Source organism: Nonomuraea rubra (genome assembly GCF_014207985.1).
Lineage (GTDB): Bacteria > Actinomycetota > Actinomycetes > Streptosporangiales > Streptosporangiaceae > Nonomuraea > Nonomuraea rubra.
The window spans coordinates 3,025,514-3,046,458 of the sequence record NZ_JACHMI010000001.1; the positions used below are offsets into that span (position 1 = coordinate 3,025,514).

Annotated in this window: 19 protein-coding genes; 8 read left to right on the forward strand and 11 right to left on the reverse strand. The window is 72.0% G+C overall.

Translation table 11 applies throughout. From position 1 onward, the window contains the following. Positions 1-21: 21 nt before the first annotated feature. Complete coding sequence (locus HD593_RS13775) at positions 22-252, forward strand: hypothetical protein (protein ID WP_185102544.1); 231 nt, start codon at positions 22-24, stop codon at positions 250-252. A gap of 922 nt (positions 253-1,174) precedes the next feature. Further along, complete coding sequence (locus HD593_RS13780) at positions 1,175-1,510, forward strand: SRPBCC family protein (protein WP_221524752.1); 336 nt, start codon at positions 1,175-1,177, stop codon at positions 1,508-1,510. Positions 1,511-1,599: 89 nt separating this feature from the next. Here HD593_RS13780 and HD593_RS13785 read toward each other — a convergent pair whose 3' ends face one another. Together HD593_RS13785 and HD593_RS13790 are read right to left on the reverse strand one after the other, a co-directional pair. After that, on the reverse strand, positions 1,600-2,151 hold the full coding sequence (locus HD593_RS13785; RefSeq protein WP_185102545.1) for a hypothetical protein: 552 nt from the start codon (positions 2,149-2,151) through the stop codon (positions 1,600-1,602). Positions 2,152-2,325: 174 nt separating this feature from the next. Next, positions 2,326-3,555 (reverse strand): class I SAM-dependent RNA methyltransferase, encoded by a 1,230-nt coding sequence (locus HD593_RS13790; RefSeq protein ID WP_246546509.1) that lies wholly within the window; start codon positions 3,553-3,555, stop codon positions 2,326-2,328. An 88-nt stretch (positions 3,556-3,643) separates the two neighbouring features. On the opposite strand from HD593_RS13790, the gene HD593_RS13795 reads away from it, so the two are divergent. Next, positions 3,644-5,263, forward strand: a complete 1,620-nt coding sequence (locus HD593_RS13795; protein WP_185102547.1) for an alpha/beta hydrolase — start codon at positions 3,644-3,646, stop codon at positions 5,261-5,263. Here HD593_RS13795 and HD593_RS13800 read toward each other — a convergent pair. Next, positions 5,243-7,258, reverse strand: coding sequence for an APC family permease (locus HD593_RS13800; protein WP_379478861.1), 2,016 nt, complete (start codon positions 7,256-7,258; stop codon positions 5,243-5,245). The two genes, HD593_RS13795 and HD593_RS13800, sit on opposite strands and share 21 nt — an antisense overlap. Before the next feature lie 139 nt (positions 7,259-7,397). Between HD593_RS13800 and HD593_RS13805 the strand changes: the two genes are divergently transcribed. Together HD593_RS13805 and HD593_RS13810 are read left to right on the forward strand one after the other, a co-directional pair. Then, positions 7,398-8,063: a potassium channel family protein gene (locus HD593_RS13805; RefSeq protein WP_185102549.1), complete on the forward strand. Its 666-nt coding sequence runs from the start codon at positions 7,398-7,400 to the stop codon at positions 8,061-8,063. A gap of 1 nt (position 8,064) precedes the next feature. Continuing rightward, positions 8,065-8,724, forward strand: coding sequence for a potassium channel family protein (locus HD593_RS13810; protein ID WP_185102550.1), 660 nt, complete (start codon positions 8,065-8,067; stop codon positions 8,722-8,724). A gap of 68 nt (positions 8,725-8,792) precedes the next feature. Here the strand turns inward: HD593_RS13810 and HD593_RS13815 are convergent, their stop codons facing one another. Then, the gene (locus HD593_RS13815; protein ID WP_185102551.1) at positions 8,793-9,338 is read right to left on the reverse strand and encodes an AAA family ATPase; all 546 of its coding nucleotides are present in this window, start codon (positions 9,336-9,338) and stop codon (positions 8,793-8,795) included. Positions 9,339-9,477: 139 nt separating this feature from the next. Continuing rightward, positions 9,478-9,654 (reverse strand): hypothetical protein, encoded by a 177-nt coding sequence (locus HD593_RS13820; RefSeq protein ID WP_185102552.1) that lies wholly within the window; start codon positions 9,652-9,654, stop codon positions 9,478-9,480. Between the two features lie 219 nt (positions 9,655-9,873). Between HD593_RS13820 and HD593_RS13825 the strand changes: the two genes are divergently transcribed. Then, the gene (locus tag HD593_RS13825; protein WP_185102553.1) at positions 9,874-10,626 is read left to right on the forward strand and encodes a CAP domain-containing protein; all 753 of its coding nucleotides are present in this window, start codon (positions 9,874-9,876) and stop codon (positions 10,624-10,626) included. Between the two features lie 57 nt (positions 10,627-10,683). Here HD593_RS13825 and HD593_RS13830 read toward each other — a convergent pair whose 3' ends face one another. Continuing rightward, on the reverse strand, positions 10,684-11,622 hold the full coding sequence (locus HD593_RS13830) for an NADP-dependent oxidoreductase (protein WP_221525823.1): 939 nt from the start codon (positions 11,620-11,622) through the stop codon (positions 10,684-10,686). Between the two features lie 90 nt (positions 11,623-11,712). Between HD593_RS13830 and HD593_RS13835 the strand changes: the two genes are divergently transcribed. Next, positions 11,713-12,657 (forward strand): GlxA family transcriptional regulator, encoded by a 945-nt coding sequence (locus tag HD593_RS13835; protein ID WP_185102555.1) that lies wholly within the window; start codon positions 11,713-11,715, stop codon positions 12,655-12,657. A gap of 11 nt (positions 12,658-12,668) precedes the next feature. On the opposite strand, the gene mug is transcribed toward HD593_RS13835, so the two are convergent. The 5 genes from mug to HD593_RS13860 all read right to left on the reverse strand — a co-directional run bounded on the left by mug (position 12,669) and on the right by HD593_RS13860 (position 19,649). Next, positions 12,669-13,163, reverse strand: coding sequence for a G/U mismatch-specific DNA glycosylase (mug, locus tag HD593_RS13840; protein ID WP_185102556.1), 495 nt, complete (start codon positions 13,161-13,163; stop codon positions 12,669-12,671). Positions 13,164-13,194: 31 nt separating this feature from the next. Beyond that, a complete protein-coding gene (locus tag HD593_RS13845) occupies positions 13,195-14,595 on the reverse strand; it encodes a sugar porter family MFS transporter (protein WP_185102557.1) in 1,401 nt (466 codons plus the stop codon). A gap of 66 nt (positions 14,596-14,661) precedes the next feature. Then, complete coding sequence (locus HD593_RS13850; RefSeq protein ID WP_185102558.1) at positions 14,662-17,124, reverse strand: polynucleotide kinase-phosphatase; 2,463 nt, start codon at positions 17,122-17,124, stop codon at positions 14,662-14,664. Next, a complete protein-coding gene (locus HD593_RS13855; RefSeq protein ID WP_185102559.1) occupies positions 17,108-18,655 on the reverse strand; it encodes a 3' terminal RNA ribose 2'-O-methyltransferase Hen1 in 1,548 nt (515 codons plus the stop codon). Before HD593_RS13855 ends, HD593_RS13850 begins: the two co-directional genes overlap by 17 nt. 79 nt (positions 18,656-18,734) lie before the next feature. Next, the gene (locus HD593_RS13860; RefSeq protein WP_185102560.1) at positions 18,735-19,649 is read right to left on the reverse strand and encodes an LLM class F420-dependent oxidoreductase; all 915 of its coding nucleotides are present in this window, start codon (positions 19,647-19,649) and stop codon (positions 18,735-18,737) included. Positions 19,650-19,769: 120 nt separating this feature from the next. Here HD593_RS13860 and HD593_RS13865 point away from each other — a divergent pair, with 120 nt between their 5' ends. Continuing rightward, positions 19,770-20,915: a glycoside hydrolase family 18 protein gene (locus tag HD593_RS13865; RefSeq protein ID WP_185102561.1), complete on the forward strand. Its 1,146-nt coding sequence runs from the start codon at positions 19,770-19,772 to the stop codon at positions 20,913-20,915. Positions 20,916-20,945 lie beyond the last annotated feature (30 nt).

Genomic DNA, 20,945 nt, shown 5'->3' on the forward strand with positions numbered 1-20,945 from the left:
ACATCGCATCGGGGGACCACCATGTACAAAAGCGCTTTCGCCGCCCTCACCATGACCGCCGCCGCCCTGCTCCTCACCGCTGTGCCCGCGCTCGCCGGGGACGACCTGGACTTCCACGGGCCGTCCTTCATCATGTGCGACGACGGGGTGACCAACGTCATCAAGATGGACGCGCCGATGACCCTGTGGACCACCACCGCCGGGTGCGCGGACACGGACGACGACGACAGCCACGGGCATGGGATGAACTGAGACCCGTACGGGCGTGCGGGAGGCCCCTCGCAGGGAAGGTTGCGAGGGGCCTTTTCGCTACCCGCGTACGAGCCCGGCCGGGGCTCCTACCGGGCGCGGCCTTCGAGCAGGGCGGTCCAGAGGGCCAGGCCCTGGGCTGTTCTGAGCCAGGGGCTTTCGCTGATCCGGACGCCTTGGGGTGTTCTCTGGGTTCGGCGGATGTGCAGGAGGCCGGCTGCGGCGCATAGTTCGTAGCTGGTCGGCAGGCATTCGCAGGTGAGGTCGCGGACCCTGGCCGAGGCGCATCTGCCCACCGAGGGGGCCCAATCGATCCTCGCGTGTCCGTTTTGTGGGGGTTTTGGGTGTGGGAAGGCGTGTGGGGTTTCGATGGGGTCGTGGTGGTTGCATTCCCTGGCGTCTTGGTCGTCCGTGCCCGTGTCCGTGCTTGCGTCCGTCCCCGTGTCCGCCCTCACGTCGGCCCTCGCGCCCGCGCCCAGTGTCACGTCCGTGCCCGCTCTGACATCTGCCCTCGCGTCCGCCCCGACATCCGCGCTCTCGCTCTCCGTAAGAGGGGAGTCCCTGGGATGGTGGTCGTGCCTATCGGTCACGTGCTCTCCTTCCGTCTGGCTGTCGACACGCCGGGTGGGCGGTTCGAGGGTCGTACGCAGATGGTTTTCAAGCGGGATGCGCTCGGGGTGGCCTTGATGTCCCGGTCGGCTCCCGCTCCAGTCCAGTGGTAGGCGTGCCAGCGCATGCTCGGGCGCTCCGTAGGGGTCAGAGGCGGCGGGCCCTGCTTGCCCGGATCAGGCGGGGACCGCCGTTCTTCGCGAGGCGCTCAGAAGGTGGACACCTCGGCGACCCGTCGCTCTCGGTGACGCCTTGGGGACTGATGGTCATAGAGTGATGTTAGAACAGGCGGATCGCTTGGTCTATATGTATCTGCTTGTTCGTTCAGACAGAGCGATGCCTCTCGGCAGCCGGCCTGCCGGCCGCAGAACTTGACTACCGGGTGGCCAACCAGGTCCAGGTGCTCGACCCGCCGCACGCCATCGGTTGGCTGACGGGCGAGGAGAAGGACGACGGCCGTCTGGAGTTCGGCGGCTGGCTCTGGCGTTACGACCTCGCCCCGCCCGGCCCGTCCAAAACCGAGGTCACGATCACCTACGACTGGTCGGCGGTGCCGCAGTCCATCCGGAAGTGCATCCAGTTCCCGCCGTTCGGGCCCGAGCACCTCACGAACTCGCTGCACCACCTGGCCGAGCTTGCCTCCGGCGGGTGATGCCGTCGGCGGCGATGACCATCGGTCGTACAGGTCTCGGACGCGGACGACGAGGCGTACATGCAGGAGCTGTCGCCTTCGCAGGCCGACTACAGAGAGCGTGCCAGCTCGGCCGCCTTCGTGCTAACGGCTCCCACATCCTGCGAGGAGTGAACCTCCGCCCCAAGGTTCTCGAACACCTGCTCGGCCTCCTCGTACGCCCTCATCTCTTCCGGCGTCTCCGGCGGAGCGACCACAACTTCGAGGTCCACGTCCCGCGTGATACGGCTGACGTTCCCGAACGCGTCCACCACCCGGGCCTCTTCTCCATCACGGAAGCGGCCGATCGCGTACCCCCACGACTTCACCCTGTCGGGCACTTCATCGACCTGGGCCAGGCGGAACGACCAGGTCTGCGTGAGCTGGACGACCCTGCCGTTCGCGATGGCGAAGTCCATGGGGGATTGCAGCCGCGCCCCCACATGCAGCTGCACCTTGGCGCGCACCAGGTGCTCGGCGATGTCGGCCTCCTGGTACGCCCGTCGCATGTGGCTCTGCAGCGCGTGCCGGGTCACCGAGCGATGCTTGGGCGACTCGACCGGATCGACGATCAGCTGCTCGAAGACGAACGCCAGCGCCTCCTGCGCATCGTTCGCGATCACGGGTGCCGGAGCGCTGAACTGTACGATGTTGCGGTAGTCGCGGTGAAGTCTGTCCAGCCAGTCCTCGCCCAGTGGCTCGCCGCCGTCCTCCAGGAGTGCCGCCTGGTTGCGCTCGATCTCGTCGTAGAGCTTGAGCAGGTCATCGTGGCAACGGGTGGGCGCGCGACGGCCCGCCTACTCCTTGACGACCAGGGCGACGCATTCCACGTGGTGCGTCATCGGAAAGGCGTCGAAGGCGCGCAGGTCGGACAGTACGTACCCGCGCTCCCCGAACCAGGCCAGGTCCCGGGCCAGGGTGGCCGGGTCGCAGGAGACGTAGACGATGCGCAGGGCGTCCAGGGAGGCGATGCGTTCCACGACGTCGCGGCCCAGGCCGGCGCGGGGCGGGTCGACCACGACGAGGTCGGCGCGTTCGATCTGGAAGCGGTCCAGGGCCTCCTCCACGCGGCCGCGTTCCACCCGGGCCTGGGGCAGGTCACGGAGGTTGGCGCGGGCGTCGCGGACGGCGGCGGCCTCTGATTCGAGGCCGAACACCGCGCCTTCGGGGCCCACGACCTCGGCCAGGCCGGCCGCGAAGAGGCCGACGCCGCAGTAGAGGTCGAGTGCCCACTCGCCGGGCTCGGGGGCGGCGTAGGCGAGGACCGCGTCCAGCAGGGTCTCGGCGGCGCCGGGGTGGACCTGCCAGAAGCCGCTGCCCGCGACCCGGAACTCGCGGTCGCCGACCTGCTCGTGCAGCACGCCCGAGCCGCGCCGCGGCACCGTGCGGCCCTTGCCCTGGTCGAGGAGGACGGAGGCGGGCGCTTCCAGGTCGGGGACGGTGACGCTGCGCCGGGCGCGGGGGGCGACGACGACGGCGCGGTCGCCGCCCGAGGAGGCGATGACCTCGACGCCCGCGGCGCCGGGCCACAGGTGGTCCTCGACGCCCGCCGCCTCCACCTCGGGGTGGGCGATCAGGCAGGCGTCCACGACCTCGATGTCGTGCGAACGGTGCCGGCGGAACCCCAGCTCGCCGGTGGAGGTGGCGGCGAACTGCACCCGCGTACGCCAGCCGAGCCCGTCCTTGGCGCCCGGCACCTCCTCCACGACGACCTCGCGTTCGATGCCCGCCAGGCGGCGCAGCTGCTCGGCCACGACCTGGGCCTTGAGCCGGCGCTGGGCCTCCACCGTGGCGTGCTGCCAGTCGCAGCCGCCGCAGCGGCCCGGCCCGGCGTACGGGCAGGGCGGGACGACGCGGTCGGGCGAGGCCTCGAGGATCTCGACGGCGTCGGCCCGCAGGAAGCGGGAGGTCTCCTCGGTGACGTCGGCGATCACCCGCTCGCCTGGCAAGGCGTGCCGTACGAACACCACCCGCCCTTCATGGCGCGCCACACACCAGCCGCCATGGGCGACCGGACCTACCGTCAACTCGAGAGATGCCTGTTCCACATCCGACACCTTAGTGCCCTTACCCGGATGACCACTTATCGGACTTGATCCATTACGCTGGGTGTTCATGGGGAGGGTGGTGCGGCGGCGGCTCGGGTTCGGCGGGACGCTGGTGGCCACGCTGTTCGCCTGCGCCTCGCTGACGCCGTCGCTGCTGCCGCGCACGTGGCTGTACCAGGGGGTGATGGGGGCGGTCACCGGCATTCTCGGGTACGCGGTGGGCGCGGCGATCGGGGCGCTGTGCCGTACGGTGATCCGGCTGCCGGAGCGGGGGCGGCGGGCCGCCTGGCGGGTGATGCTCGCCGGGTGCGGCGTGCTGGCGGTGGTGGCGCTGTGGTACAGCTTCGACTGGCAGCGCGACCTGCGGGCGCTGATGGGGATGGACACGCGGATCACCTGGTTCCCGCCGGTGATCCTGGCCGTGACGCTCGTCCTGTTCGCCGCCGCGCTGCTGGCCGCCCGGCTCGTACGGCTCGGCGGCCGCAAGCTGAACGCCTGGCTCGACAGGTACGTCCCCGTGTACGTGGGGCATGCCGTCGGGGTGCTGGTCATCGCGTCGCTGGTGGCGCTGTTCGCCAACGACGTGCTGTTCAACGGGTTCGTGGCCAGGGTGAGCGACATCTCGTCCGTCGCGAACGAGGGCACGCATCCGGGCGTGCGCCCGCCGGCCTCCGCGTACCTGTCGGGCGGGCCGAGGTCGCTGGTGAGCTGGGAGTCGCTGGGCAGGGAGGGGCGCCGGTTCACCGGCACGGCGGCGACGCCGGCGCGGCTGCGGGCGTTCTCGGGACGGCCGGCCACGGAGCCGATCAGGGTTTACATCGGCCTTGACAGCGCGCCCTCGCCGGCCGCCCAGGCGGCGCTGGCCGTGCGCGAGCTGGAGCGCACCGGCGCGTTCGGCAGGCCCGTGCTGGCGGTGCTCGGCACCACGGGCACCGGCTGGGTCGACCCGCACCTCGCCGACACCCTGGAGTACATGTACAACGGCCGCACCGCGCTGGTCGCGATGCAGTACTCGTACCTGCCGAGCTGGGTGTCGTTCCTGGTCGACAGGGAGAAGGCGGCCGCGGCGGGCCGGGCGCTGTTCGAGGCCGTGCGCGAGCGGTGGGCGAGGCTGCCGGCAGGGGCGCGGCCGAGGCTGCTGCTGTCGGGCGAGAGCCTGGGCTCGTACGAGCTGGAGCAGGCGTTCGGCGACCTGGCGGACCTGGTGTCGCGGGCGGACGGCGCGGTGTTCGTGGGGCCGCCGAACGCCAACCCGATCTGGCAGCGCCTCACCGGCGGCCGCGATCGCGGCAGCCCCGTGTGGCGGCCCGTCTACCAGGACGGCAGGACCGCCAGGTTCGCCCAGCACCCCGCCGACCTGCACCTGCCGGCGGCGCCGTGGCCGCGCCCGCGCGTGGTCTACCTGCAGAACGCCTCCGACCCCGTCGTGTGGTGGTCGCCCCGGCTGATCTACCGCAGGCCGGCGTGGCTGGAGGGCCCGCGCGGGCCGGGGGTGAACCCGGAGATGAACTGGTTCCCGCTGGTGACGTTCTGGCAGGTGCTGGTGGACATGACGAGCGCGCTGGACGTGCCGCCCGGCCACGGCCACCGGTACGGCGCCAACATCGTCGACGGCTGGGCCGCCGTGGCCGCGCCCCCGGGCTGGAGCCCGCACGACACGTGGCGGCTACGGGCGCTTGTCGGCTAGCTGCGACTCCTCCTTGACCGTCTGGTGCCACGGCCTCCGCACCGCCCCGGGCGCGAACGGCTCCGGCCTGCCCTGGAGCCGGTCGGACGAGTGGAGCTGCCACGGCACGCTGGTCACCATCACGCCGGGCTTGAACAGCAGCCGCGCCTTCAGCCGCAGCGCGCTCTGGTTGTGCAGCAGGTGCTCCCACCAGTGGCCGACCACGTACTCGGGGATGAAGACCGTCACCACGTCGCGCGGCGAGCGCCGGCGGAGGGTCTTGACGTAGTCGAGGATCGGCTGCGTGATCTCCCGGTACGGCGAGTCGAGCATCTTCAGCGGCACCGGGATGCCCCGCCGCTCCCACTCCTCCTGGAGCTTGCGCGCCTCGTCGCCCTCCACGCCGACCGTGATGGCCTCCAGCGTGGAGGGGCGGGTGGCGCGGGCGTACGCCAGGGCGCGCATGGTCGGCTTGTGCAGCTTGGAGACGAGCACGATCGTGTGGTTGCGGGCGGGCAGCATGGCCGGCTCGTAGTCCTCGGTGAGCTCCAGCTCGGCCGCCACCTTGTCGTAGTGGCGCCTGATGCCCTTCATCATGAGGAACAGGATCGGCATCGCGATCACCACGATCCACGCGCCGACCAGGAACTTCGTCAGCAGCACCACGATCAGCACGAGGCCGGTCATGACCCCGCCGAAGAAGTTGATCACGCGGGAGCGGTGCATCTGGTGGCGGACTCTGGGGTCGGCCTCGGTCTTCAGGTGGCGGGTCCAGTGGATGACCATGCCGGTCTGGCTGAGCGTGAAGGAGACGAAGACGCCGACGATGTAGAGGTTCAGCAGGCGGCTGACGTCCGCCTGGAACCCCCACAGCAGCAGGCACGCGCCCAGCGCCAGGATGATGATGCCGTTGGAGAAGGCCAGCCGGTCGCCCCGGGTGTGCAGCTGGCGCGGCAGGTAACGGTCCTGCGCCAGGATCGAGCCGAGCACGGGGAAGCCGTTGAAGGCGGTGTTCGCCGCCAGGAACAGGATCAGCGCCGTCACCGCGGAGATCACGATGAACGGCACGGAACCGCCGCCGAACACCGCGTCGGCCACCTGCGAGATGATCGGCTGCTGGTAGTAGCCGGGGCCGACGGGCGTGCCGTCCGGCCTGAGCAGGTCCTCGGCGACCACCGACGGCTCGGCCACCTTCACGCCCGACGCGAGGCCGAGCGCGATGATGCCGCTGAACATCGTGATCGCGACCAGGCCCATCATCAGCAGCGTGGTGGCCGCGTTCCTGCTCTTGGGCTTCCTGAACGCGGGCACGCCGTTGCTGATCGCCTCCACACCGGTCAGCGCCGCGCAGCCCGACGAGAACGCGCGCAGCACCAGGAACGCCGCGGCGAAGGCGGTGAGGTTGTGCTGCTCGGGCTCGATCGTGAAGTGCGCGCTCGGCGCCTCGATGTTCTCGTGCAGCACCAGCAGCCGGAACCCGCCCCAGGCGATCAGGCCCAGGACGGAGATCATGAACGCGTACGTGGGGATGGCGAAGGCGGCGCCGGACTCGCGGATGCCGCGCAGGTTGACCACGGTGAGCAGGACGACGATGACGATGGCGACGGCGGGCTTGTGCTGCCCCACGAACGGGATCGTGGCGCCGACGTAGTCGACGCCGTTCGCGACGGACACCGCGACGGTCAGCACGTAGTCGACCATGAGGGCGCTGGCCACGGTGAGGCCGGCGTTCTTGCCGAGGTTGGTGGTGGCGACCTCGTAGTCGCCGCCGCCGCTGGGGTAGGCGTGCACGTTCTGCCGGTACGAGGCCACGACCGTGAGCATCACGACCACGACGGCGATGGCGACCCAGGGGCTGAAGGAGTAGAAGGAGACGCCGGCCAGCGAGAGGATGACCAGGATCTCCTGGGGGGCGTACGCGACGGAGGAGAGCGCGTCGCTCGCGAAGACCGGCAGTGCGATCCGTTTGGGGAGTAGTTGCTCGTGGAGCTGCCCGCTTCGCAGGGCGCGTCCCACGAGCAATCGTTTGACAAGATCCGTTACCTTCGCCACGTAACGAGATGCTAGCCCCATGCCGAGGCCCTAAACGCGGCGCTCCCCCCTGGGTCCATACTGGTGTCGAGCAACCGGCCGACCGCTGACGATGCGGGGGGAAATGCATATAGTGATCATGGGATGTGGCCGGGTGGGATCGACCCTCGCGCACATCCTTGAGGACAGCGGACATTCCGTCGCCATCATCGACCGTGACCCGCAGGCGTTCCGCCGGCTGCGCGCCGGGTTCCGGGGGCGGCGGGTGACCGGCGTCGGCTTCGATCGCGACGTGCTCACCGAGGCCGGTGTCGAGTCGGCCACCGCCTTCGTCGCGGTCTCCAGCGGCGACAACTCCAACATCATCTCCGCCCGGGTGGCGCGGGAGACGTTCGGCGTCGACAACGTGGTGGCCCGCATCTACGACCCCCGCAGGGCCGAGGTCTACCAGCGGCTGGGCATCCCCACGGTGGCCACCGTGCGCTGGACCGCCGACCAGATCATGCGCCGCATCCTGCCCGAGGGCGCCGAGCCGCTCTGGCGCGACCCCACCGGCACCGTCGTCCTGGCCGAGGTGACCGTGAACACCTCCTGGATCGGCACCCGCGTCGTCGACCTCGAGTCTCGCACCCGCGCCCGCGCCGCCTTCCTCAACCGCATGGGCGAGGCCGTCACGATCTCCGACGACACCGTGGTGCAGGAGGGCGACGTGCTGCACGTCATCGCCGCGGAGAACGACATGGACCGGATCAACAAGGTGCTCGCCGCGGCACCGGAAGAGGACGAGTGAGATGCGCGTCGCCATCGCGGGAGCGGGCGCCGTCGGCCGCTCCATCGCGGCCGAGCTCCTGGAGAACGGCCACGAGGTCCTGCTCATCGACAACGACCCCCGGGCTATCAAGATCGACAGCGTTCCCCGCGCCGAGTGGCTGCTCGCGGACGCCTGCGAGATCGCCTCTCTCGACGAGGCCGGGCTCAACAACTGCCACGTCGTCGTCGCCTCCTCCGGCGACGACAAGGTGAACCTGGTGGTCTCGCTGCTGGCCAAGACCGAGTACGGCGTGCCGCGCGTGGTCGCCCGCATCAACCACCCCAACAACGAGTGGCTGTTCAACGAGTCGTGGGGCGTGGACGTCGCCGTCTCCACGCCGCGCCTGCTGAGCGCCCTGGTGGAGGAGGCGGTCAGCGTCGGCGACCTGGTGCGCCTGATGACGTTCCGCCAGGGCCAGGCGAACCTGGTGGAGCTGACGCTGGCGGACGACGCGCCGGTGGTGGGCCAGCGGGCGGGCTCGGTCCCGTGGCCGGTGGACGCGGCGCTGGTGGCGATCCTGCGCGAGGGCCGCGTCCTGGTGCCGACGGCCGACGACCCGCTGGAGGCCGGCGACGAGCTGCTGTTCGTGGCGAGCCAGGAGGTGGAGCAGGAGCTCGCGCACCTGCTCTCCCAGCACTGAGCGCCCCCGCCCCTGCCCTGGACGAAGCACCGCGCGGGCGTGCCGGTGGAGGGCGGGGGCGTGCACGATCAGTCCGCTCGTAGAGCGGCCTTCTTCACCGCCGTGACCCGGTCCGCCAGCGGTCCCGGCGAGATCGGGACGCACTCGTACCCGAGCGAGGCGTAGGCGTCGCGGTGGATGCGCTCGAACCGCAGGGCCTCCTCGTACGTGATCCGTCGCGCCGCGGTCGGGGTGACGAACCCGGGGCTGCACACGAACAGGACCGTCCTGTCGTAGATCCGCTGCTCTTCGACCCGTTCCAGCTCGCGGGTCAGGGCCGGGGGGACGGGGTGGCCGAGGTAGGTGGCCAGGGCGTAGGTGCAGATGGGCGAGCGGTCGTAGAACTGCACGTCGCCGGGCAGGGCGGCGGCCCGCTCCTGGCGGCGCCGCTGCAGGCCGGCGATGTCCGCCACGAAGGACGGGCTGGTCCACGGCTCGTCGTCGCCCCGGGCCTGGCGCAGGGCGATGACGTCGGTCGCCGCCTCCTCGACGACGGTGTGGCCGTCGAGCTCCAGCCACCGCAGGATCGCGGTCTTGCCCGCTCCCGGGGTGCCGGTCAGGATGTAGCGCTTCACCGGATCGTTCCTCGTCTGTCATGGATCCGGACGCCGTTCGACGACGGATCGTCCTGATCCGCTGGTCGTTCGGCTGAGAGGACGGCGGCTTCGGTGAGCGGCGCGCGATGTCGCGCGGGGCCGTCCTGGCCGCAGCGTATCAGGCGCGTGCGGCCGCCGCCGCGGTGGGCACGGTGGGCGCGGTGGGCGCGGTGGGCGCGGTGGGCGCGGTGGGCGCGGTGGGCGCGGTGGGCGCGGGCAACTCGGCGGCCGTGGCGGGGTTTCGGTCCTCCCGGCTGCGACCCCCGATGGCCTGCGCAGACGCCTCAACGATCACTTTGGTTTACATCCGCATTAGGGAAATATCCCGTTTTCGATGACAAGTTGGTATCGGTCCCGACAGAATGCGGTGCCATCCAGCGTCTACCGCAACTGGAGGGAACCCCCTATGCGTAGACCCCTTGGGGTACTCGCCGTAGCCGCCAGCCTGGCAGCGATCGCCACGCCCGTGAGCGCGGCGCAGGCTGCCGCGGCGTCGGAAGCGGCGAGGTGCCGCGTGAGTGTGGCCAAGCCGCACGTCAGCGGCACGCTGAAGATCACATCCTCGGCCGCCAGGCGCGGCTGCTTCAATTCCGCGCTGCTGCGCATCCGCATCCTGCGGGCCGTCCCGGGCAAGGACCCGGTCGTCAAGAGCGGCGCCACCAGGAAGGGCCGCATCAACCTCACGCTCGCGTGCGAGCCCGGCACCTACTACGCGATGGCCACCGACTACCGCGGCCGTCCGGTCAAGTCCAAGGCCGCCAAGCTGACCTGCGTCCCGGGCAGCGGCACGCCCACCCCCACCCCCAGCCCCACCGCGCCCACCCCCACGACGCCCGCGCCGAGCCCCACCTCGTCCGCCCCGTCCTCCGGCACCGTGGGCACCGCCGAGGAGAACGAGGTCGTGCGGCTGGTCAACGAGGAGCGGGCCAAGGGCGGCTGCTCCGCCGTCAAGCACGACCCGCAACTGCGCGCGGCCGCCTTCGGGCACTCGGCGGACATGGCGGCGAAGGGCTACTTCAGCCACACCTCCCAGGACGGCCGGTCCTTCATGGACCGCATCAAGGCGTCCGGCTTCACCGGAGGCTCCGGCTGGGCCGAGAACATCGCCATGGGGCAGCGCACGCCCGCCGAGGTCATGCAGGGCTGGATGAACAGCTCCGGGCACCGGGCCAACATCATGAACTGCAAGTACAACCTCATCGGGGTCGGCGTGGCCAAGAACTCCTCGGGCAGGCTCTACTGGACCCAGGACTTCGCGGCCAGGTGACCGGATTTCACCTGTGACCGGGGGCCAGGGTTCTGCGGGGCCCTGGCCCTTTCCCTGTCACCGTACGGTGATGACCAGCTTGCCCGTCGTGTGCCCCGTCTCGCCCAGCGCGTGCGCCTTCGCCGCGTCCGCCAGCTCGTACGTCCCCGCGATCTCGGCACGCAGCCGGCCGTCGGCCGCGAGCCCGGCGACGGCCGCCATCCCGGCGTGATCGGCCTCCACCAGCATGACCTCCGCGCGAACCCCGAGCCGGGCCGCCTCCTGCGCGAGCGCGGCCATGCCGCCGTCCGGCAGGAGCGAGACCAGCACGCCGCCGCGCCGCAGGCTGCGCAGCGAGCGGATGGCGTGGTCGCTGCCCTGCGAGTCCAGGACGACGTCGGCGTCGCGGACGGCCTCGGCGACGTCCGTGGTGCGATAGTCGAGCGCCTCGTCGGCGCCCAGGGAGCGGACGAAGTCGTGCTTGGGGGCGCTGGCGGTGCCGATGACGTACGCGCCGCGGGCCTTGGCGATCTGTACGGCGAGGTGGCCGACGCCGCCGGCCGCCGCGTGGACCAGCACCCGCTGGCCGGCTTCCAGGCGGGCGGTGTCCACGAGGGCCTGCCAGGCGGTGAGCGCGGCCAGCGGCAGGGCGCCGGCCTGGACGTGGTCGAGCGTGGCGGGCTTGAGCGCGAAGGCGCGGGCGGGGCCGGTCACGTACTCGGCGTGCGAGCCGGCCCCGTGCGGGTACGGCAGCATGCCGAACACCTCGTCGCCCGGCCTGAACAGGGTGACCCCCAGGCCGGTCGCCTCGACGACGCCGGATACGTCCCAGCCGACCACGAACGGCGGCTCGCCGAGGAAGAGGCCGGGGACGCCGCGGTGCTTCCAGTCGGTGGGGTTGAGCCCGGCGGCGTGCACCCGGACGAGGAGTTCGCTGGGGCCGGCCGCGGGCCGGGGCAGGCGGATCTCCTTGAGCACCTCGGGGCCGCCGACGACGTCCTGGCTGATCGCGCGCATGGTGGGGATGTCGTTCATGGATCTCAGCCTGCCGGGTGCGGCTGCCCCGGCGGGAGTGGCATGAATGCCATCTGTCGATAGAATCCTGCCATGCATCGTGTCGTCGTCCTGGCGCTGGACGGGGTGTACCCGTTCGAGCTCGGGATCCCGCAGCGGGTGTTCGGCACCGCCGACGGCCTGTACGAGGTGGTGACCTGTACGGTCGACGGCCGGCCGGTGCGCACCTCCGCCGACTTCACGATCATGGCGGACCTGGGGCCGGAGGCCCTGGCCTCGGCCGACACGGTGGTCATCCCTCCGTACACGGTCGCCCACGACACGGCGGAACTCCCCGCCCCGGTGGCCGGCGCGCTCGCGCTGATCCCGGCCGGCGCGCGCATCGTGTCCATCTGCACCGCCGCCTTCGCCCTCGCCGCCGCCGGCCTGCTCGACGGGCGCCCCGCCACGACCCACTGGGCCCTGGCGCCCCGCTTCCGCGAGCTGTTCCCGCAGGTGGCGCTGGACGCGGACGTCCTGTTCGTGGACGACGGCGACGTGCTCACCTCGGCGGGCGCGGCCTCCGGCGTGGACGTGTGCCTGCACCTCGTCCGCAAGGACCACGGCAGCCAGGTGGCCAACCACGTCGCGCGGCGCTGCGTCGTGCCACCGTGGCGGGACGGCGGGCAGGCGCAGTACATCGAGCAGCCCGTGCCGGAGCCGTCCTCGGCGGGGACGGCGGCCACCCGGGAGTGGGCGCTCACCCGGCTGGACCAGCCGCTGACGCTGACCGACCTGGCCAGGCACGCCCGGATGAGCCTGCGGACGTTCGCCCGGCGGTTCCGCGACGAGGTCGGCATGAGCCCGGGGCGGTGGCTGATCCAGCAGCGGGTGGCGCGGGCGCGGGAGTTGCTGGAAGCCAGCGATCTGCCGGTCGAGGTGATCGCGGGGCGGGTGGGGTTCGGGACGGCGGCGTCGCTCCGGCAGCACCTGCACGCCGCGATCGGGGTCTCGCCGCAGTCGTACCGCCACACCTTCCAGGCCGCTGACCGGCGCTGACCGTCGGCTCCTCAGAGGGACGAGCGCAGGCGGCCCAGCTCCCCGGCGATCGTGGTCACCGTCCAGTGGGCGTTGAGGCCGCTCGGGTTCGGCAGCACCCACACGCGGGCGCCGCCCACCGGCTCCGGTTGCGGCCCGATGACGGCCTTGGGGCGGGCGAAGGCGGTGCGGTAGGCGGAGATGCCGAGCACGGCCAGCACCTTCGGGCCGGCCGCGGCGACCTTCGCCGCCAGGGCCTCGGCGCCCGCCACCAGCTCGTCGCGGGTCAGCTCGGAGGCCTTGGCACTGGCCCGGGGCACGATATTGGTGATGCCCAGCCCGTACGAGGGCAGCAGGTGCTGCTCGGCGGGCGCCAGCAGGCGCGGCGTGAAGCCGGACAGGTGCAGCGCCGGCCAGAAGCGGTTGCCGGGGCGGGCGAAGTGGTGGCCGGTGGCCTCGGACATGAGGCCGGGGTTGATGCCGCAGAACAGCACGTCGAGCGAGGGGCCGAGAACGTCGTCGAGCACGTGCCGGAGGGTAGCCGATGAGGAGGCGTGATCAGCCCATCTCCTCCAGCTTGCGCCCCTTGGTCTCCCTGACCCACCTGCTCACGAAGAGGAAGGACAGCACCGCGAAGATCGCGTACGCGGCGTACGTGAGCGGCAGGTTCCACTCCGCCAGGGCCGGGAACGACACCGTGATCAGCCAGTTCGCGATCCACTGCGCCGCGGCCGCGACGCCCAGGGCGGCGGCGCGGATGCGGTTGGGGAACATCTCGCCGAGCAGCACCCAGACCACCACACCCCAGGACAGCGCGAAGAACAGCACGAACACGTTGGCCGCGACCAGCGCGATCGCGCCCTGCGGGTCGGGCAGCGAGACGGACTCGCCCTCACCCACGGCGGAGCTGAACGCCCACGCCGCCGTGGCCAGCGAGACCGCCATGCCCGCCGAGCCGACCAGCAGCAGCGGCCGGCGGCCGAGCTTGTCCACGAGCGAGATCGCGATGAACGTGCCCACGATGTTGATGATCGAGCTGGAGAAGCTGATCAGCAGGGAGTCGCTCTGGTTGATGCCGACCGACTGCCACAACACGGACGAGTAGTAGAAGATCACGTTGATGCCGACCAACTGCTGGAAGGCCGACAGCACGATGCCGATCCACACGATCGGCAGCAGCCCCATCGCCGGGCCGCGCAGGTCCTTCAGCCCGGGCACGCGTTCGGTGCGCAGCACGTGCTGGATCTCCGCGATGCGGTCGTCGAGGTTCACGTCGTCGCCCTCGATCTCCGCCAGCACCTCGCGGGCCCGCCGGGTACGTCCGGACATGACCAGGTAGCGGGGCGACTCGGGGATGGTCGAGGCGAACAGCAGGAACAGCAGCGCAGGCACGACGCAGGCGCCGAGCATCCACTGCCACGCCTCCAGCCCCCACAGGATGTTGTTGACGTCCCCGCCCGCCAGGCGGGCGATCAGGTAGTCGACGAGCTGCGAGACCGCGATGCCGAGCACGATGGCGAGCTGCTGGAAGGAGCCCAGCCGGCCGCGGTAGGCGGGCGGGGCGACCTCGGCGATGTACGCGGGGCCGAGCACCGACGCCATGCCGATCGCGAAGCCCGCGACGATCCGCCACAGCGCCAGGTCCCAGATCGCGAACGGCAGCATCTGCCCGATCGAGCTGACCGCGAACAGCAACGCCGCCACCTGCATCGACCGCGTACGACCCCACCGGTCCGCCAGCCCGCCGCCCACCCACGCGCCCAGGGCGGAGCCCAGCAGCGCGATGGCCACCACGAAGCCGGTCTCGAACGAGCCCACCTGGAAGTGCTTCTGGATGCCGACCACCGCGCCGTTGATGACGGAGCTGTCGTACCCGAACAGGAACCCACCGATGGCCGCGGCTGCCGTGATGAAGATGACATGCCCCAGATGCTCATGATGGGTGTATTGCGTGGCCATGCAGGCACCTCCCCCGAATGGTCGGGGAACTACCCGTCGATCACCCACGTATTCCCAGGTCCGGGCTCACAGGCGCGGGTCGACCGGCTCCGACTCCAGGGCGAGCACGGCGAAGACGGGCTCGTGCACCCGCCAGCCGGCCTCCCCGTCCGCCAGCCGCGACAGCGCCTCCAGGCCGAGGACGTACTCGCGCAGCGCCAGCGACCGCTTCTTGCCGAGGAAACGGCGCCGCAGCACGTCCAGCGACTCGGTGTAGTCGGGGCCGTAGATGATGCGCAGGTACTCGCGCCCGCGCACCTTCACCCCCGGCTGCACCCGGCCGGCCACGTACGACGCGGGCTTGACCACCATGCCCTCGCCCCCGTCCGCCGTCATCGACTCCCACCACGCGGTCGCCGCGGCCCTGGACTCCGGCGAGTCCAGGGAGACGAAGACGTGCCGGGTCGCGGTGATCAGCGGCGAGTCCAGCAGGGCCAGCGTGGACAGGTGCCACGCGTGCGGCTCCAGCGCCGTGGTGCGCCCCTCGCAGGCCAGGATCTGGAACGGCGCCACCCGGATCCCGTCCAGGCCGTCGACCGGCCAGCAGTAACGGGCATAAGCGTCGCGGAACAGGGCAGCGTTCCCGGAGCGGCGGCGGGTGCGGTCAAGCAGATCGCCCACACCCACCCCGCGCCCGGCCGCCGCCTCCAGCGCCGCGACCGCCTCCGGCAGCGCGGCGCCGGCGGCCGCGCCGACGGAGGCGTACTGCGACCTGATCAGCTCCCCCGCCTTGGCCGACCAGGGCAGCAGCTCGCAGTCGAGCACCACCCAGTCGGAGCCGAGCGCGTCCCAGAGCGGCGCGCACGCCTCCCGCAGCCGCTCCACCAGCGGCGCCGTGTCGGCGAAGAACGGCCGCCCGGTACGGGTGTAGAGCGCGCCCGCGGTGCCGTCGTCCACCCCGAACCTGGCCGCGGCCACCTCCGGCGTCCGGCACAGCACCGCCACGGCCCGCGAGCCCATGTGCTTCTCCTCGCACACGACCTCGCGCACCCCGGCCGCGGCGAACTCCTCGAACGCCTCGTGCGGGTGCTCCAGATAGCCGTCGAGCCGGGACGTCTCCGGCGGCGCCATGGTCGGCGGCAGGTACACCAGCCAGCGCGGGTCCACCGCGAAGCGGCTCATGACCTCCAGCGCGGCGGCGGCGTTCTGCTCCATGACCTTGACCCGGGAGCCGAACCTGGTCTCCACGTGCCGGGTGCCGATCACGTCGTTGATGTCCAGCATGCCCGGGTCGCGGCCGCCGGCGGCCGACAGCGGCTTGGCCGGCTCGTACCAGACCTTCTCCGCCGGGACCTGCACGAGCCGGCGCTCCGGGTAGCGCAGCGCCGTCAGGTGGCCGCCGAACACCACGCCGGTGTCGAGGCAGATCGTGTTGTTGACCCATTCGGGGTGAAGCGTGGGGGTGTGGCCGTAGACGACCATGGCGCGGCCGCGGTACTCGTCGGCCCACGGGTAGCGGACCGGCAGGCCGTACTCGTCGGTCTCGCCGGTCGTGTCGCCGTACAGGGCGAACGCGCGCACCCGGCCCGAGGCGCGGCCGTGGTACTCCTCCTTGAGCCCCGCGTGCGCGACGACGAGCCGGCCGCCGTCCAGCCGGTAGTGGCTGAGCAGGCCGTCCATGAACGTCCTGGCCCGCTCCACGAACTCGGGCGGCTGCGCGGCGAGCTGGTCGAGCGACTCCTGAAGGCCGTGCGCGACCTTGACCTTGCGGCCGTTGAGCGCGCGCACCAGCTTCTGCTCGTGGTTGCCCGACACGCAGATCGCGGTGCCGGCCTCCACCATGTCCATGACCAGGCGCAGCACGCCCGGCGTGTCGGGGCCGCGGTCCACCAGGTCGCCGACGAACACCGCCGTACGGCCCTCCGGGTGCCGCAGCCCCTGCCAGCCCAGCTCGCGCAGCAGCGTCTCCAGCTCCGAGCGGCAGCCGTGCACGTCGCCGATGATGTCGAACGGGCCCGTCAGCTCCGTCTTGTCGGACCACGCCTTCTCGTACGTGATCGTGGCCGCGTCGATCTCCTCCAGGCCGCGCAGCACGTGCACCCGCCTGAAGCCGTCGGCCGAGATCTTGCCGAGCGAGCGCCGCAGGTCCTTGCGCTGCCTGATCACCACGCCCGGGCCGAAGTCGCGGTCGGGGCGGACGGCGTTGCGCTCGATCGCCACCTCCTCCGGCACGTCGAGGACGATCGCGTCGGCCAGCACGTCGTGCCGCTTGGCCAGGTCGAGCAGGCTGCGCCGGGCGGCGTACTGGACGTTGGTGGCGTCGACCACCGTGAGCAGGCCCCTGGACAGGCGCACGCCGACGATGTGGTGCAGCAGGTCGAACGCCGCCGGGGTGGCCGCCTGGTCGTTCTCGTCGTCGGAGACCAGGCCGCGGCAGAAGTCGGAGGAGATGACCTGCGTGGGCTTGAAGTGCTTGCGCGCGAACGTGGACTTGCCGCTGCCGGACACGCCGACGAGCACCACGAGGGAGAGCTCAGGAACGCTGATCAAGGGTGAACACTCCCATCTGGGTCGGGGGGCCGACCTCGGGGTCGTCGTCGCCGACCGGGACGAAGGCGACCTGGTAGCCGTACTGGGCGGCCACCCGGGTGGCCCAGCCGGTGAACTCGGCCCTGGTCCACTCGAAGCGGTGATCGGGGTGGCGCAGGCCGGTCAGGAACTCGTAGCGGACGTTGTACTCGATGTTGGGGGTGGTGACCAGCACGTGGGCCGGCTTGGCGCGGCCGAACACCACGCGTTCGAGCGCGGCCAGACGCGGCGGGTCGACGTGCTCGATCACCTCCATGAGCACCGCGGCGTCGTAGCCGGACAGGCGCTTGTCGGTGTAGGTGAGCGCGCCCTGGAACAGCGTGAGCCTGGCGCGCTTGGCGTCGGGCATGCGCTCCAGGCGCAGCTTGCGGGCGGCGATGGTGAGCGCCATCGGCGAGACGTCCATGCCGCCGACCCTGGCGAACCTGGGCCTGGCCAGCAGCGCGCCGACCAGCTCGCCCTGGCCGCAGCCGAGGTCGATCACGCTGACCGCGCCGAGCTCCTCCAGCTTGGCCAGGATGGCCTCGCGGCGCAGGACGTTCAGCGGCTTCGACCTGGGCTCGGCCGCCTGCTCCCGGGCAGCGTCCTGGGCCTCGGTCTGGGCGGCGGTCCCCGACTCGGAGGCTGCCTCGGAGGCTGCCTCGGACTCCGCTTCGGTGGCGGCTTCGGCCTCGGCGGCGGCCGCCTCGTCGGAGGCCGTGACGTCGGCGGGGGCGTCCTCCTCGACGGCGGGCTCCAGCTCCTCCTCCGTCTCGTCGCCCAGCTCGGCCAGCCGCGCCAGCGCCGTACGGGCGAGGGCCCAGCGCCGGCCCAGGTAACGGCGGGTGATCAGGCCCCGCTCGGGGTGGCCGCCCAGCCAGCTCTCGCCGGCCCTGATCAGCTTGTCCACCTCGTCGGGCGCGACCCAGTAGTGCTTGCCGTCGTCGAGGACGGGCAGCAGCACGTACAGGTGGTTGAGCGCCTCGGCCAGGCGGGTGGTGCCGCGCAGGGTGAGCCCGACATATCGGGAGTCGCCCCACTCGGGGAAGCCCTCGTCCAGCGGCACGGGCCGCGCGTCCACCTCCCACCCGAGCGGCTCGAACAGCCGCCGCGCCAGCTCGGGCCCGCCCCGGCAGGGCAGCGCGGGCAGCCGCAGCTCCAGCGGCAGCGGCGTGCCGGGCAGCTCGGGCCTGGCCTTGCACCGCCCGGCCCGCGCCGTGCGGAACACGTCGGCCAGCGCCACGGCCAGCAGCGACGAGGCCGCGTACGGGCGGTCGTTCACGTACTGCGACAGGCTGAAGTCGGGGGAGTTCTTGCCGCGCGACCTGACCAGCGCGATCGGATCGACCTCGAGCATGAGCGCCGCCGTGCAGCGCTCGTCGCCCGCTTCTGGATAGAACACCGTGGCCGTGCCGAACGACTGGCTGAACTCCTGCACGCGCTCGGGATGCTTGTGCAGGAGAAAGCCCAGGTCGGTGGCGGGCGTCGCGGTGGTCGTGATCGTCAGCAGCACGCCCCAAGTCTGCCGCAACCCAGCAAAGCGCCGCCAACCGATTACGTCCGGCAAGCGCTGTAAACCGGGCAATCGGGCACTACACGTGCGGCAGCACCTCGGTGGCGATCAGCTCCAGGTGGTCCAGGTCGCCGAGGTCGAGGATCTGCAGGTACATCCGCTCGGCCCCGAGCTCGGCGAACTGCCCGATCCTCGCCACGATCTCGTCCGGCGTGCCCGCCAGGCCGGTCTCGCGCAGCCGGTCGGCGTCCTCGCCGATGGCGGTCGCGCGCCGCTCGACCTCCGCGCGGTCCTTGCCGACCACGGTGGTCTGCGCCGCCGACAGCAGCACGGTACGCCCGGTCGCCTCGCATGCCTTGCGCACCCGGTCGAACGCCGCCCCGGTGTCGGACGCCGTGTGGAACGGCACGTTGTACTCGTCGGCGTACGTGGCCGCCAGCCGCGGCGTGCGCCTGGCCCCGAAGCCGCCGATGATCACCGGCGGCCGCGGCCGCTGGGCGGGCTTGGGCAGCGCGGGGGAGTCGGCCAGCCGGTAGTAGCTGCCCTCGAAGGAGTAGGTGTCCTGCGCGGTCCACAACCCGGTGAGGATCTCCAGCTGCTCCTCGAACCGGCCGAAACGCTCGCCCACCGGCGGGAACGGGATGCCGTAGGCCGAGTGCTCCCCGTCGTACCACCCCGTGCCGAAGCCCAGCTCAACCCGGCCACCGCTCATCTGGTCCACCTGCGCCACGCTGATCGCCAGCGGCCCCGGCAGCCGGAACGTGGCCGGCGACACCAGCGTGCCCAGCCTGATCCTGGAGGTCTCCCTGGCCAGGCCGGCAAGCGTGATCCACGCGTCGGTCGAGCCCGGGCCCTGGTCGCCGGGGCCGATGCGCTGGTAGTGGTCGGACCGGAAGAAAGCGTCGAAACCCAGCCGTTCGGTGGCCTGGGCGACGGCGAGCAGGTCGTCATAGGTCGCGCCCTGCTGGGGCTCGGTGAAGATCCGCAGCTTCATGGTCCACATTATCCGCACACAACGGACGCGAACCGGAAAAGGCCCGCGCCGCGCCGTACGGGCTTGCTAACGTTCGACCGCCAGAGCCGTACGTAGCCGACCGAACACTCGGGGTGGCCCATGCCTCGGCACCAGAGGGAGCCCGGCCTGCTCCCGCGCCCGCTCGCCGTTCTCGGAGCGCTCGCGCTCGCCGCCGGCACCGCCGCGGCGGTGCGCCTGCTGCCGGCGGACGCCGCTCCGCCGCCGCGTCCCCCGGTCGCGCGCTCGCCCGCCACGACGCCGGCGGCGCCCGCCGGTCCGGTGCCCGCCGCGTTCGTGGCGTTCGTGGACACCGCCCGCGAGCCCACGTTCGACCTGCCCGCGCAGGCCCGCCGCACCGGGGTCCGCCGGTACGCCCTCGGCCACCTCGTCGCGGGCGGCGACGGCTGCTCCCCCAAGTGGAGCGGCCTCCTGACCTCGGACAGCCCTTCCCCCGCGGGCCGCCCCGATCAGGACGGCACCTCGCCTGCGGGCCGCGCCCGCCTCGTGGACTCGGAAGGCCCTTCGCCTACCGGGCTCGTGGACGCGGACGGCGCGCTCGCCGCCGGCCGTACGTTCCCGCTCGACCCGGGCAGGAACCCGGTGGCCAACCGGATCGGCCGGCTCAGGGCGATGGGCGGCGACGCCGCGCCCGTGTTCGGCGGGCCCGGCGGGAAGGAACTGGCCGCCACCTGCACCAGGCCGGGCGGCCTGGCCGCGGCCTACCGCCGGGTCGTCGGCGCGTTCGACGCCGCCGCCGTGGACTTCGAGGTGCGCGACAGCGACGACCGCGCCGCCGTGCTGCGCCGCGCGCGGGCCATCCGCGCCGTCCAGCGCGAACGGCGGCTGCGGGTCAGCTTCACGCTGCCGCTGCGGCGCGACGGCCTGGCCCCCGGCGACGCCGCGATGTTGCGCGCCACCCGCGAGGCGGGCGCCGAGATCGAGACCGTCAACCTGCTGGCCGACGTCGAACCGCGCGGCACCAGGGGCGCGCGCCTGGGCCTGGTGGCGGCGGCCGTACGGGCGGCGGCGGAGCAGATCGCGCCGGCCCAGGGGCTGGCGGACCCCGGCCAGGTGTGGCGGCGCATCGCGCTGACGCCGGTGCTGGCCGACGCGGGCGACCTGACCGAGCGCGACGCCCGCACGCTGACCGAGTACGCCACCCGCCACGGCCTGGCCTGGCTCTCGCTGCGCGGAGTCACCCCAAAGCCGGACGTCTCACGAATTCTTTGGCGAACTCCGCCCTGAAGATAGGATTTCGCCGACAGGGGAGCACAG

Coding starts and splice junctions, on each gene's coding strand:
- HD593_RS13775 (WP_185102544.1), top strand. CDS start 22: ATGTACAAAAGCGCTTTCGCCGCCCTCACCATGACCGCCGCCGCCCTG.
- HD593_RS13795 (WP_185102547.1), top strand. CDS start 3,644: ATGGGGAGGGTGGTGCGGCGGCGGCTCGGGTTCGGCGGGACGCTGGTG.
- HD593_RS13805 (WP_185102549.1), top strand. CDS start 7,398: ATGCATATAGTGATCATGGGATGTGGCCGGGTGGGATCGACCCTCGCG.
- HD593_RS13810 (WP_185102550.1), top strand. CDS start 8,065: ATGCGCGTCGCCATCGCGGGAGCGGGCGCCGTCGGCCGCTCCATCGCG.
- HD593_RS13830 (WP_221525823.1), bottom strand. CDS start 11,622: ATGCGCGCGATCAGCCAGGACGTCGTCGGCGGCCCCGAGGTGCTCAAG.
- HD593_RS13835 (WP_185102555.1), top strand. CDS start 11,713: ATGCATCGTGTCGTCGTCCTGGCGCTGGACGGGGTGTACCCGTTCGAG.
- HD593_RS13845 (WP_185102557.1), bottom strand. CDS start 14,595: ATGGCCACGCAATACACCCATCATGAGCATCTGGGGCATGTCATCTTC.
- HD593_RS13860 (WP_185102560.1), bottom strand. CDS start 19,649: ATGAAGCTGCGGATCTTCACCGAGCCCCAGCAGGGCGCGACCTATGAC.
- HD593_RS13865 (WP_185102561.1), top strand. CDS start 19,770: ATGCCTCGGCACCAGAGGGAGCCCGGCCTGCTCCCGCGCCCGCTCGCC.